10 protein-coding genes and 1 pseudogene are annotated in these 12,292 nt (G+C 71.4%); 6 read left to right on the top strand and 5 right to left on the bottom strand.

Features of this window, described 5'->3' with window-relative positions; translation table 11 throughout:
- A pseudogene (locus FV222_RS07580) lies at positions 1 to 352 on the top strand (penicillin-binding protein); the annotation flags it as partial.
- 123 nt (positions 353 to 475) lie between these two features.
- The gene (locus tag FV222_RS07585) at positions 476 to 1,636 is read left to right on the top strand and encodes an alpha/beta hydrolase (RefSeq protein WP_147763317.1); all 1,161 of its coding nucleotides are present in this window, start codon (positions 476 to 478) and stop codon (positions 1,634 to 1,636) included.
- 10 nt (positions 1,637 to 1,646) lie between these two features.
- Here FV222_RS07585 and FV222_RS07590 read toward each other — a convergent pair whose 3' ends face one another.
- The gene (locus FV222_RS07590) at positions 1,647 to 3,116 is read right to left on the bottom strand and encodes an AMP nucleosidase (RefSeq protein WP_210246519.1); all 1,470 of its coding nucleotides are present in this window, start codon (positions 3,114 to 3,116) and stop codon (positions 1,647 to 1,649) included.
- 142 nt (positions 3,117 to 3,258) lie between these two features.
- Between FV222_RS07590 and tsaA the strand changes: the two genes are divergently transcribed.
- The 3 genes from tsaA (at position 3,259) to FV222_RS07605 (ending at position 5,200) form a co-directional block, all read left to right on the top strand.
- Positions 3,259 to 3,765: a tRNA (N6-threonylcarbamoyladenosine(37)-N6)-methyltransferase TrmO gene (tsaA, locus tag FV222_RS07595; RefSeq protein WP_147763319.1), complete on the top strand. Its 507-nt coding sequence runs from the start codon at positions 3,259 to 3,261 to the stop codon at positions 3,763 to 3,765.
- Positions 3,762 to 4,463, top strand: coding sequence for an SGNH/GDSL hydrolase family protein (locus FV222_RS07600; RefSeq protein WP_147763320.1), 702 nt, complete (start codon positions 3,762 to 3,764; stop codon positions 4,461 to 4,463). Before tsaA ends, FV222_RS07600 begins: the two co-directional genes overlap by 4 nt.
- Positions 4,464 to 4,681: 218 nt before the next feature.
- The gene (locus tag FV222_RS07605) at positions 4,682 to 5,200 is read left to right on the top strand and encodes a MarR family winged helix-turn-helix transcriptional regulator (RefSeq protein ID WP_187273549.1); all 519 of its coding nucleotides are present in this window, start codon (positions 4,682 to 4,684) and stop codon (positions 5,198 to 5,200) included.
- On the opposite strand, the gene FV222_RS07610 is transcribed toward FV222_RS07605, so the two are convergent.
- The 3 genes from FV222_RS07610 to FV222_RS07620 form a co-directional block, all read right to left on the bottom strand.
- The gene (locus FV222_RS07610) at positions 5,187 to 8,252 is read right to left on the bottom strand and encodes an efflux RND transporter permease subunit (protein WP_147763322.1); all 3,066 of its coding nucleotides are present in this window, start codon (positions 8,250 to 8,252) and stop codon (positions 5,187 to 5,189) included. The genes FV222_RS07605 and FV222_RS07610 overlap by 14 nt on opposite strands.
- A 39-nt stretch (positions 8,253 to 8,291) precedes the next feature.
- Entirely contained in the window at positions 8,292 to 9,419 is a 1,128-nt protein-coding gene (locus FV222_RS07615; protein WP_238272547.1) for an efflux RND transporter periplasmic adaptor subunit, read from the bottom strand.
- A 182-nt stretch (positions 9,420 to 9,601) separates the two neighbouring features.
- A complete protein-coding gene (locus FV222_RS07620) occupies positions 9,602 to 10,726 on the bottom strand; it encodes an efflux RND transporter periplasmic adaptor subunit (protein WP_147763323.1) in 1,125 nt (374 codons plus the stop codon).
- 88 nt (positions 10,727 to 10,814) lie between these two features.
- Between FV222_RS07620 and FV222_RS07625 the strand changes: the two genes are divergently transcribed.
- On the top strand, positions 10,815 to 11,393 hold the full coding sequence (locus tag FV222_RS07625) for a TetR/AcrR family transcriptional regulator (protein ID WP_306422431.1): 579 nt from the start codon (positions 10,815 to 10,817) through the stop codon (positions 11,391 to 11,393).
- Here FV222_RS07625 and FV222_RS07630 read toward each other — a convergent pair.
- On the bottom strand, positions 11,387 to 12,292 hold a 906-nt coding region (locus tag FV222_RS07630), incomplete at its 5' end, for an acyltransferase family protein (RefSeq protein WP_187277253.1). The two genes, FV222_RS07625 and FV222_RS07630, sit on opposite strands and share 7 nt — an antisense overlap.

The raw sequence follows: 12,292 nt of genomic DNA on the forward strand, positions 1-12,292 counted from the left end.
GGCTGCGCCCGCCGCACAGCCCCCCGGCTCCGAGGCGCGCGGCGTGCCCGAGGTGATCGACACCGGCACGCTCTCGTTCCGCGGCCGCACCGTGCGACTCACGGGCGTCGACGGCCAGGGCGGCCACCTCGCCCGCCAGCTCGCCCGATACCTGCGCCGCCGCGAGGTGGTGTGCACGCCCGATGCCGGCGGGACCCAAGGCACCCGGTGCCGCATCGACGGCGACGACCTCGCCGCCCTGATCCTCTCGGCCGGCGGCGCCCGCGCCACCGAGGACGCCCCGCCGGACCTGTTGGCGGCGGAAGAGCAGGCCCGCTCGGAACGCACCGGGATGTGGGGCGGGCGGCGGTGACGGACGCGTGCCGGGACAGACGGCCTTCGCCCTCTCGGTCCCCACTCCATCCGGCCTGACGCGAACGCTGTCCGGCTGCTAGCGTCCCATCCGACGCGAACAGAACGTCGATGGGAGGTCACGATGCGGAAACCCGTCCTGGGCGGCGTATGCGCGCTGCTGTGCTTCGGCTCGCTGGCCCTGGCCGAGCCCGCCCCCGACCACCCGGCGACCTTCAAGCCGGCGCAGCGCGAGGGCTACTTCTTCGTCGGGGGCACCTACGAGACGGCCGGCGGCAAGGCGGCTGCGGTCGGGCAGATGTTCGTCCAGTATCACGCGCCGGCGCAGGTGACGCAGCCCTACCCCGTGGTGATGGTGCACGGCACGGCGCAGACCGGTGTCAACTTCCTCGGCACGCCCGACGGCCGTCCCGGCTGGGTCGACCGCTTCGTCGAGAAGGGTTTTGCGGTCTACGTGGTCGATCAGGTCGGGCGCGGCCGATCCGGGGACAACCCGGAGGCCTACGGGCCCTATGCGCGCCTCGCGCCGAACGACCTCGAGACGATCTTCACGGGCCAGGAAAACTTCGGCCTGTTCCCGCAGGCCAAGCTCCACACCCGTTGGCCGGGCGGAGCCGGCGTGAAGGGCAACGCGGCGTTCGACCAGTTCTATTTCTCGCAGGTCCCGTTCATCGCCAGCGCCCTGCGCAGCGAGGAGCTCGTCGACCCGGCGCTGATCGCGCTTCTGGAGAAGATCGGTCCCTCCGTCCTGCTGACGCACTCGCAGGCCGGCGTGTTCGGCTGGGCGGTGTCCGACCGGCGGCCCGACCTCGTGAAGGCACACGTCGCCGTCGAGCCGAACGGGCCGACCTTCTACGACATCCGCTTCAAGGGCGGCGCCGACTGGTACGAGAAGGTCGGCGAGGCCCGCGCGCGGCCCTACGGGATCACCCGCGTGCCGCTGACCTTCGATCCGCCGGTCTCGCCTTCGACGGACTTGGTGGTGGCGCAGTCCGAGGCGCCGCTCCGCCCCGGCCAGATCCGCTGCTGGCTCCAGGCCGAGCCGGCACGCAAGCTGCCGAACCTCGCGCGCGTGCCCGCCGTGATCGTCACGGCCGAGGCGTCGTTCCGCGCGACTATGGACGATTGCACGGGCGCCTTCCTCGAACAGGCCGGCGCCAAGCCCGACCGGCTGGCGCTGGCCGAGCACGGCATCCACGGCAACGGCCACATGATGATGCTGGAGACCAACAACGGCGAGGTCGCCGACGCGATCATCGGCTGGATTGCCGGCACGCTGAAATAGCGAGGACGCTCTACCGGAACGGCGGCTCGTCGAAGCTCCTGAGTTTGCGCGAGTGCAGGCCGTGGCGGTCGCCGCGCAGGATGTCGAGGGCGGCGAGCCCGATCAGCAGGTGTTCGGCCACCGCGCGCTCGTAGAACGCGTTGGCCGCGCCCGGCAGCTTGATCTCGCCGTGCAGCGGCTTGTCGGAGACGCAGAGCAGGGTGCCGTAGGGGACGCGGAGCCGGTAGCCCTGCGCGGCGATCGTCCCGCTTTCCATGTCGACGCCGATGGCGCGGCTGAGGTTGATCCGGCGGCGCTCCTGGCTGAAGCGCAGCTCCCAGTTGCGGTCGTCGTAGGTGACGACGGTGCCGGTGCGCAGGCGGCGCTTGAGCGCGTCGGCCTTCTCGCCCGTCACCTGCGCGGCCGCGGCCTGCAGCGCGAGCTGCACCTCGGCGAGCGCCGGCACCGGCACGTCCGGCGGCACCAGCTCGTCGAGGATGCGGTCGCGGCGCATGTAGCCGTGGGCGAGCACGTAGTCGCCGATGGTCTGCGACTGCCGCAGGCCGCCGCAATGTCCGACCATCAGCCAGCAATGCGGACGCAGCACCGCGAGGTGGTCGGTGATCGTCTTCGCGTTCGACGGGCCGACGCCGATGTTGACGAGCGTGGTGCCCTGCGCGGTGCCGTCGGCACCTTCCGCGACGAGGTGGTAGGCCGGCATCTGGAAGCGATGCCAGGGCGAGGCCGCCATCAGCGCCGCCGGATCGGCCGACGCCGCCTCGCCGCGCGTCACGGTGATGCCGCCCGGCATGACCAGCTTGGTGAAGCCCTCCGCGCCCGAGGCCAGGCGCTCCAGTCCGTGGCGGACGAACTGGTCGACGTAGCGGTGGTAGTTGGTGAGCAGGATCCAGGGCTGCACCTCGCGCCAGTCGCAGCCGGTGTAGTGCACGAGGCGGCGCAGCGAGTAATCCACTCGCACGGCGTCGAACAGGGCGAGCGGGCGCGGCTCGTCGGCCATTGGCTGCCACAGGCCGTCGGCGATCTCGTCGCCGACGAGCGACAGCAGCGGCACCGGGAACCAGGTCGCGAGCTCGGCCGGGCTCACCCGCCCGGCGCCGAGGTCGGTGCCCGGCTCGAGCACGTAGGAATACGGGATCTCCTGCGCGCTCAGGCCGACCTCGAGCCCGACGCCGTAATCGGCCACCAGCGGCTCGAGCTGCGCCGTCAGGTAGGCGCGAAAGTCCGCGGGGCTGGTCACGGTGGTGCTGTAGGTGCCGGGCGCCTGCATCTTGGCGGTGGCGCGGCTGATCCGCGGCACCGGGCCGGCGGGCCGGTAGGTGACGCGCAGCTCGGGGTAGCGGAACTGCAGCCGCTCGGCGGCGTCCGGCGGCGTGCCGCCGTCGAGGGTCCGGGTCAGCGCCGTGCGCAGGGCCTGGGTCGCGCCGGCATGCAGCTCGACGAGCCGGTCCACGGCGGTCGCGACGTCGGCCACCGCCTCCATCGGGCGCAGTTCGTTCTCGATCACGCGCGATCCCCTTGCTGCTTCGTCTCGGCTCTACACCCCCCTGCCCGGTCGCGCGAGGCGGGGCTTGCGGTCCGCGCCGACTTGTCGGAAAGCCGCCGGACGGACCGGTCGGGACGCCATGGACGCTGACAGCAACGATTTCGCGCGCCGCGAGGGCGAGGAGGCAATCGCCCTCCCCGAGCAGGCCGATGCCGGCGTGCACTTCATCGGCCGTATCCGCACGCCGTGGACCATCCGCGGGCAGTGCCCGAAGAACGGGCTGCAGACCGACGCGGCCTGCACCGTCGAGGTCGATCCGGTTTACGCCGCGGGCCTCCGGAACGTCGAGGGCGCGAGCCATCTGATCCTGCTCTACTGGATGGACCGGGCCGAGCGCGGCCTCCTCGTCCAGCGCCCGCGCCACGCGAACGGGAGCCGCGGCACGTTCTCGCTGCGCTCGCCGGCGCGCCCCAACCCGATCGCGCTCTCTGTGGTGGAGTTGCTAGGGCGCGATGGCGCGACGTTGACGGTACGCGGGCTCGATTGCCTCGACGGCACGCCGCTCCTCGACATCAAGCCCTACTACGCCACCACCGATTCCCGGCCCGGGGCCACGGTCGACCGAGCCGGGACCGTCCGCGCATGAGGCGCCGGGTCGCGCTCGCCGCCACCGCCGTGCTGCTCGTCGGCGCCGGCATCCTGGTCGGGCGGATGCTCGCCACCGCCCCTGTCAACGTACGGGCCTACGCCCTGGGACGGCTCTACGCGGTGCAGGCGCATCTCGACGAGGCGCCGGCGGCCTACGTGTTCCTGGCCGGCGATTCCCACGCGGAGCTGCAGGCCCCGGCCCAGCGGCCCTGCGGCCTGGAACTCGTCAACGGCGGCGTCAGCGGCGCCACCGCACCGGTCTACGCCGACCTCGTCGCGACCCTGCGGTTTCCCGTGCGTCCGCGGGCCGCCGTGCTGACGATCGGCACCAACGACATCCTGTCCAAGAACGACCCGCGCGACCCGGCCGCGGCGGCGCGCTACGAGGCGGCCGCGACGCGGATCATCCGGCAGCTGACGGCCACGACGGATCGCCTCGTGGTCACCGCGCTTCCGCCGATCGGGCGCGAGCTCGACGGACGCCTCGACCCGCTGGCGGTCGGCGACTACTCGGAGCGCCTGAAGGCCCTGTGCACGCGCCTCGGCTGCCGCTTCGCCGACCCGTTCGCCGCCATCCGAGACGGGACCACGGGCTTCGCCAAGCCCGGCGCGATGCGCGACGGCTTGCACTTGTCAGCCTATCGCCCCGCGCTCGCCGCCCTCGCGCCCGCTCTGTGCAGCGCCGGCACGCCTTAAGCGAACTTCCGCCGGCAAATAAGGTTGTGTCGGCGGAGACAAGTTTCCACGTTGCAGGTGCGCAACGCCCGGGAACAGGTCTAAGTATTCCGGCGACCGGGACGATCCGGCATCGCGTGGCGATGAACGGGTGAACAAGTCCCGGCGGGGTGTGGCCAATGGGTCGATCGAACGAGGGCGCAGACGAGACGCCCGACGTAAACGGAAGCACGAGCGCCATGGTGGACCCGAAGGTCTACGTGCCGGCGCTGCTGACCCTGTTGTCCAACACGCTGACCAACAACGCGTCGATCTTCTACCGGCAGCATTTCGGCGTCGGCCTGACCGATTGGCGGATCATGTACCGGCTCGCCTCGGACCCGTGGATCACCGCACACCGGATCTGCGAGCTGTCCGCCCTCGACAAGGCGGTGGTGAGCCGCAGCATCGCCTGGATGGAAAGCCGCGGCCTCGTGTTGATCCGCGGCGACGCCGAGGACGCACGCCGCCGCCTGCTGGCGCTGTCGCCCGCCGGCCTCGACCTGCACGACCGCATCACCGTGGTGGCGCTGCAGCGCGAGCGCAACTTCCTCGCCGCGCTCAAGGAAGACGAGGTGGCCGAGACGATCCGCCTGCTGACGAAGCTGGTGGACAACCTGGGCGCGTTCTCGACGCCGGTGGCGATCCCGCCGCAGCGGGTCGCCCCGATCGAGTCCGCACCGCCGACCTCGCCGCGGCGGGCGATCAAGCCGCGTTAGGCTTCGGACCGTTCGCGGCCGGCGGGCGGATCCGGTACCACCCGACGTAGAGCGCCGGCAGGAAGAACAGCGTTAGGAAAGTCGCCGCGATGATGCCGCCGATCATCGCGTAGGCCATCGGCCCCCAGAACACCTCGCGGGCGATCGGCACCATGCCGAGGCTCGCCGCCGCCGCCGTCAGCAGGATCGGGCGCATGCGGTGGCGCGTCGCCTCCACCACCGCGTCCCAGGGCCCGAGCCCGTCGGCCTCGCATTCCTCGATCTGGCTCACCAGGATCACCGCGTTGCGGATGATGATGCCGATGAGCGCCAGGATGCCGAGGATCGCGACGAAGCCCATCGGCTTGCCCGAGGGCAGGAGCGCCGCGACGACGCCGATGAGCCCGAGTGGCGCCACGCTCGACACCAGGAACAGCTTCTGGACGCTCTGAAGCTGGATCATCAGGAACACCGCCATGGTCAGCAGCATCACCGGCACCACCGCCGCGATCGGTCCCTGGCCCTTGGCCGCCTCCTCGACGGCGCCGCCGGTGGCCAGCGCATAACCCTCGGGCAGCGCCTCCGTGAAGGCGGCGATGTCGGAGGCGAGCGCCGCCACGATCGTCGGCGGCTGAGTCGCGTCGACGATCGGTGCGCGAACCGTGAGCGTCGCGACCCGGTCGCGGCGCCAGACGATCGGCTGCTCCAGGTCGAAGCCGATCCGCGCGAAGGCGAGCAGCGGCACCACCGAGCCGTTGGCCAGGCTCACCTGCAGGCTCTGTAGGGTGTCCAGCGAGGTCCGCTCCGCCGCCTGCGCCCGGCCGACGACGTTGACGAGGTAGATCGAGTCCCGCACCTGTGTGATCGAGGAGCCGCCGACGACGCCGTTGAGGATGCCGGCGATGTCCTGACTGGTGACGCCGAGCTGGCGCGCCTTGTCCTGCAGGATCTCGACCCGCAGCACCTTGCCGGGCTCGTTCCAATCGAAGGTCGGCACGCCGACATGCGGGCTCTTGGCGACGATGTCGGCGAGCGCCAGCGCCTTGGCGCGCACCACCTGCAGGTCCGGCCCGCTGAGGCGGTACTGGATCGGCCGTCCCACCGGTGGGCCGAGCGAGAGCGGGTTCACGAACACGTCGGTGCCGACGAAGTCGCGCTTCGTCCGCGCCTCGAGCTTGGGGAACAGGCGGTCGCGCGCCTCCAGCGACGTCGTCACGACGACGACCTGCCCGAAGAAGCTGTTGGCGAGCTGCTGGTCGAGCGGCAGGTAGAAACGCACCGCGCCCTGTCCGACATAGGACGACCAGCGCTCGATGTCCGGGTCGCCCTTCAACGTGGCTTCGAACCGGTCCATCTGCGCCCGCGTCTCGGTGATGGTGGCGTTCTGCGGCAGGGTGAAGTCGACCAGGATCTCGGTGCGGTCGGAGGCCGGGAAGAACTGCTGCTGCACGAAGGTCATGCCGAAGATCGACAGGCCGAGCAGCGCGACGCAGGCAGCGACCGTGAGCCAGCGCCAGCGCATGGCGGCGACGAGCACGCGCAGGAACAGGCGCCCCATGCGGCCGGGCTCGTGGCTGTGCTTCTTCATGGTCTTGGGCAGCAATGTCACGCCGATCAGCGGCGCGAACAGCACGGCCACCACCCACGAGACCAGGAGCGAGGCCGCGATCACCACGAACAGCGAGTAGGTGTACTCGCCGGCCGAGGAGCCGTTGAAGCCGATCGGCAGGAAGCCGGCCACGGTCACCAGCGTGCCCGTCAGCATCGGGAAGGCGGTGGAGGTGTAGGCGAAGGTCGCAGCCTTCTTCAGCGAATCGCCGAGCTCGAGCCGCGCCACCATCATCTCGACGGTGATCATCGCGTCGTCGACCAGCAGGCCCAGCGCGATGATCAGCGCACCGAGCGAGATGCGCTGCAACGTGACGCCCATGATCTGCATCACCACGAAGACGATGGCGAGCACCAGCGGGATCGAGATCGAGACCACCAAGCCGGCGCGCACGCCTAGGCTGACGAAACTCACCGCGAGCACGATCACCACCGCCTCGACGAGCGCCTGGGTGAAGCCGCCGACCGCCTCCTCGACGATGCGGGGCTGGTCGGAGACCAAGTGGATGCCGACGCCGATCGGCAGCTTGGCCTCGATCAGGCGCATCCGCGCCTTCAGGTCCTCGCCGAAATGCAGCAGGTTGGCGTTCGGCCGCATGGCGATGGCGAGACCGATCGCCGGCTTGCCATCGACGCGGAACAGCGCCGCGGGCGGGTCCTCGTAGCCGCGGCTGATCTCGGCCACGTCCGAGAGGCGGAAGAAGCGGTCGTTGATCCGCAGGTTGATCGTCTCCAGCGAGGTCTCGGACGAGAACTGCCCGCTCACCCGCACCGAGACCCGCTCGGGGCCGGCCTGGACCACGCCCGAGGGCGAGATCGCGTTCTGGCTCTGCAGCGTCTTGATCAGGGACTGGATGTCGATGCCGTAGCCGGCGAGCTTGCGCGTGGAGAAGTCGAGGAAGATCGTTTCCTTCTGCGTGCCGAGCAGTTGCGTCTTGCCGATGTTGGGCACCTTGAGGATCTCGGTGCGCACGCCCTCGACGTAGTCGCGCAGCTGACGGTGGCTCAGGCCGTCGGCGGTGAAGCCGTAGACGTTGCCGTAGACGTCGCCGAACTCGTCGTTGAAGAACGGCCCCTGCATCCCCTGCGGGAAGGTGCCCTGGATGTCGCCGAGGCGCTTGCGGACCTGGTAGAACGACGGCTGGATCTCGGACGCCTTCGTGGTGTCGCGCAGCTGCACGAACACCGTGGCGTTGCCCGGCGTGGTGTAGCTGCGGACGTAGTCCAGGGTCGCGACCTGCTGCAGCTCCTTCTCGATCCGGTCGGTGACCTGCTCGAGGGTGTCGCCGATCGTGGCGCCGGGCCAGACCGCCTGCACCACCATCGTCTTGATCGCGAAGGGCGGGTCCTCCTCGCGGCCGAGGCCGCGATAGGCGAGCGTGCCGGCCACCAGGCAGATCGCCATGAGGAACCACACGAACGAGCGGTGCGACAGCGCCCATTCCGACGCGTTGAAGTTACCCACGATCGGAAATCCTGCCCACGATTCAAAATCCGCCCACGATCAAAGGTCCTGCGTGCCGGGAACGGCGATGGGCGTATCCGCGAGGCGGATCGCCTGGCCCTCGGCGAGGGAGTGGACGCCGGCGACCACGACGCGGTCGCCGGCCGAGAGGCCGCTCGCGACGCCGACGTAGTCGCCCCTCCGGTCGGCCACCGTGACCGCGACGCGCTTGGCCGCGTCGCCGGCGGCGTTGACGACCCAGACCGCGTCGCGGCCGTCTGCGCTCAGGATGGCGGTGGCGGGCAGGACGAAGCGCGGCGGGACCTTGCGCACCAGCGAGACGGTGATCGTCGCGCCGAGCCGGAAGGCGCCCGGCGGGTTCTCCAGCGACATCCGGATGCGCCGGGTGCGGGTGCTCGAATCGGCGAAGGGCGCCGTCTCGCGCACGGTGCCGACCGCCGTCACCGTGGGCGCGCTCTGGAGGGCGACGGTGAAGCGGCCGTCCTTGGGCATGGCCGCGACGAGGTCGTCGGGGATGTCCACCACCGCTTCGCGCACCTCGGGCCGGGCCACGGTCACCACCGTCTGCCCGGCGGTGAGATCCTGCCCGATCTCGGCGTTGCGCTGGGTGACGACGCCGTCGAAGTCGGCGTGGAGCTCGGTGTAGCCCATCTGGTCGCGGGCCTTCTGCAGGCTCGCCTGCGCCTGGGTCAGGCGCGCCTGCGCCGTGTCGCGGTTGGCCACCATGCCGTCGAGCTGGGCCTGGGTGACGTTGCCGCCCTCCATCAGGCGACGCGTCCGCGCCTCGGTGGCGGCGGCGTTCTCGGACTGCGCCTTGGCGTCGGCGACGTCGGCTTCGGCGCGGGTCATGGCGAAGCGCGGCACCACCGTGTCGAGGGCGGCGAGCCGCTGCCCCTTCTTCACGAGGTCGCCGACGGTCACGTCGCGGGCGACGACGCGGCCGCCGACCTGGAATCCGAGCTGCGACTGGTAGCGCGGCTCGACCGTGCCGGCGAACGGCCCGAACCGCACCGCCTCGATCGGCTTGGCGACGGCGTACAGCACCGGCCGCACCGGCGGCGCCTTCGCCTCCTCGGCGGGCTTGCAGGCGGCGAGTGCGAGCAGCGATGTCCCGGCGAGGATGGTGACGAGAGGCAGCTGGATGCCGCGAAACGCGGAATGCCTCACGCTTCCATCCTTCACCTGCGGCGCGGCGTGACACGCGGGTCCCCTCTCCCGAGCGGGAGAGGGACAGGGTGAGGGACGAGAACTCACCGGAGAGGTCACGCCCCTCACCCCAACCCTCTCGCCCTGGGAGAGGGGGCCGCGATGCGACGCGCGGAAACCGTCAGCGATCGGGTGAAACACCATCACTTCGCGGCTCCCGTCGCGACCTGCTCGGCCACCGTCACGGTCTGGCCCGGGCGAAGGAACTGGATGCCGGCGATGACGACCTCCTCGCCGGACGCGACGCCGCCCGCCAGGGCGATGCTGTCGGGGCCGTAGCGGTCGATGGTCACGACGCGCGGCGCGACCGTCCCGGCGCTTGGGTCGCGCACCCACACGGCGGGCTGGTTCTTCCAGCGGTAGAGGGCCGACCACGGCAGCACGACCGCCGCATGGCTCTGGAACCGGCCGCGACCGATCACCACCGCGCCGAGCGTCATCGCCGGCGGCGTCTCCTTGAGGCCGACCTTCACCCGCACCGTGCCGGAAGCCGGGTCGACGCTGGGCGAGATCTCGCGGACGCTGCCGAGGGCGGTGACCGTCGGGTTGCCCTGAAGCGTCACGTCCACGGTTCCCGATTGCGGCGGCGCGGCGAGCAGCGCCTCGTAGACGTTGAAGACCGCGTCGCGCGGCCCGTCCTGCGCCAGGGTCAGGACCGACTGCCCCGCCTGCACCACCTGGCCGACCTCCAGGGACCGGCTCAGCACCACGCCGGCCACGCCCGACCGCAGCTCGGTGTAGGACAGCTGCTCCTGCGCGGTCCCCAGCGCCGCCTTGGCCGAATCCACCGCGGCCTGGGTCGTGCGCAGCTGCTGCTCGGCGTTGTCGTAGGAGGGCCGCGTGGTGTAGCCGCTGGCCATCAGCTGCTCCTGGCGCTTGAACCCGAGCTTGGCCTGCGTCGACAGGGCCTCGGCCGAGGCGAGCGCGGCCTGCGCGTTGGCGAGGTTCGAGCGCTGCTCGCGCGGATCGAGCCGGGCCAGGACCTGGTCGGCGGCGACGTGGTCGCCGACCTCGACGAGGCGGGTCTCGATCTTGCCGGCGGTGCGGAACGAGACGCTGGTCTGCCCCTGGGCCTGGACGTCGCCGGTGAAGACGGCGTCGGAAGCGATCATGCTCTTCGTCGCGATCACGGTGCGCACCAGGGTCTGCGCCATGAGGCCGACCGGCGCACCGGCTTGCGGTTCGGCTTGTTCGGCGCTTGCCGCGGCCGCCGCGAGCAGCGCCGCGGCAAGAGCGGAGACAAGCACGACGGGGAAACTTCGGTTCACGGCGTTCCTCGGCTCCGCACGCTCTATCGCGGCGCGAACCTATCCACTATCTTACCGACCGTCCAGACGGTTTTTACGGGGTAGGGAGATGGACGACGTGACGGCCAAGGCGCGCAGCCGCCGGCAGGACCGCGCCGAGGTGATCCTCGACGCGGCCGAGGCGCTGCTGCGGCGCTCGGGCACCCGGACGCTGACCATCGACGCGGTCGCCGTGGAAGCCGGCTTGAGCAAGGGCGGGGTGCTGCACCACTACGCGTCCAAGGACGCGCTGTTGACCGCTCTGGCCGTCCGCAAGGTCGGCCGGATCCGCGTCGGCATCGCCGCGTGCCTCGCTTCCGCCCCCCACGGGCCGGCGGCGCTGCCGCTCGCGGTGGTCGCGCATGCACGCCAGGTCTACGCCGAGGAATGCGGCTTTCCCGATTCGCTGCTGATCGCGTCGGCCGACAACGCCGACGCGGCGGCGGCGTTCTCGCAGTTCCTGAGCGAGCTGCTCGCCGCCATGGGCGCGGCCGAGGCGCGGTCGGGCCAGGGGGCGGCGCTGACCTTCGCGGTGCTGGGGTTGATGCTGAGCCGGTCCCTCGACTTCCACCGCATCGACGGCGCGCCGCTGGACCGCCTGTTCGACGCGCTGGAGGCGCAGGCGCGCGCACTGCCGAAGGCTCAGTAGAGCGCGTTGGCGGCGAGCGCCTGGAACACCAGGGCGTGGCGGTTTGCGAGCGCGTCGACGTCGTGGGTGTAGCCGCCGCCGATCACCGCCACGAGGGGGATGCCCCGCGCCCGCGCCTGCCCGACGACGTAGCGGTCGCGCGCCAGCAGCCCGTCGTCGGTGAGCGCGAGACGCCCGAGGCGGTCGTCCCGGTGCGGGTCGACGCCGGCGTTGTAGAAGACGAGGTCGGGCGCCAGCGCGTCGAGCAACGGCGGAAGCCGCGCCTCGAGCACGGCGAGGTAGCCGGCATCGTCGAGCCCGTCGGGCAGGCCGACGTCGAGGTCGCCGGCCTGGAGGGCGACGGCGCAGAGGCCCGCGAAGGCCAGCGCCACGAAGGCGGCGAGCCGCCGGGCCGACAGGGCCGACAGCCCGTAGAAGAACGCCATGTTGGCGATCAGCTCGAAGAAGATCGACCACGACGGGAAGTTCAGCGGGAAGATCGCAGCCGGCAGGGTCGAGACCGCTGGGGGCGTCGGCAGCATCAGCGCGGAGCACAGGGTCGACAGCGCCATTGCCGAGGGGGAGAAGCCCGGGCCCTGCCCGACCGCGAAGGAGAGCAGAGCCACCGCGACGGTGAGCGCGAGCCCGAGCGCGTAGAGCGGGTAGAGCCGGATCACCCGGATGCGCAGGAACGCGCGCGCCGGCAGCCCGTCGCGGACCCGCGCCGCGTAGGCGTGCGCCAGGACGAAGCCGCTGAGCACGAAGAACAGGTCGACGGCCAGATGCGTCTCCACCGCGCCGGGCTGGAGGCCGAACAGGTTCGGCGCGTGGCGGACCACCACCAGGATCGCGGCGACGCCGCGCAGCCCGTCGAGCAGCGCGAAGGTGTGGCCGGGCGCGGCCCGGGCCGGGATCGCGGG

It is taken from the genome of Methylobacterium sp. WL103 (assembly GCF_008039885.1).
Classification (GTDB): domain Bacteria; phylum Pseudomonadota; class Alphaproteobacteria; order Rhizobiales; family Beijerinckiaceae; genus Methylobacterium; species Methylobacterium cerastii.

Coding starts and splice junctions, on each gene's coding strand:
- FV222_RS07605 (WP_187273549.1), top strand. CDS start 4,682: ATGGTGGACCCGAAGGTCTACGTGCCGGCGCTGCTGACCCTGTTGTCC.
- tsaA (WP_147763319.1), top strand. CDS start 3,259: ATGGACGCTGACAGCAACGATTTCGCGCGCCGCGAGGGCGAGGAGGCA.
- FV222_RS07585 (WP_147763317.1), top strand. CDS start 476: ATGCGGAAACCCGTCCTGGGCGGCGTATGCGCGCTGCTGTGCTTCGGC.
- FV222_RS07590 (WP_210246519.1), bottom strand. CDS start 3,116: ATGGAGGCGGTGGCCGACGTCGCGACCGCCGTGGACCGGCTCGTCGAG.
- FV222_RS07600 (WP_147763320.1), top strand. CDS start 3,762: ATGAGGCGCCGGGTCGCGCTCGCCGCCACCGCCGTGCTGCTCGTCGGC.
- FV222_RS07625 (WP_306422431.1), top strand. CDS start 10,815: ATGGACGACGTGACGGCCAAGGCGCGCAGCCGCCGGCAGGACCGCGCC.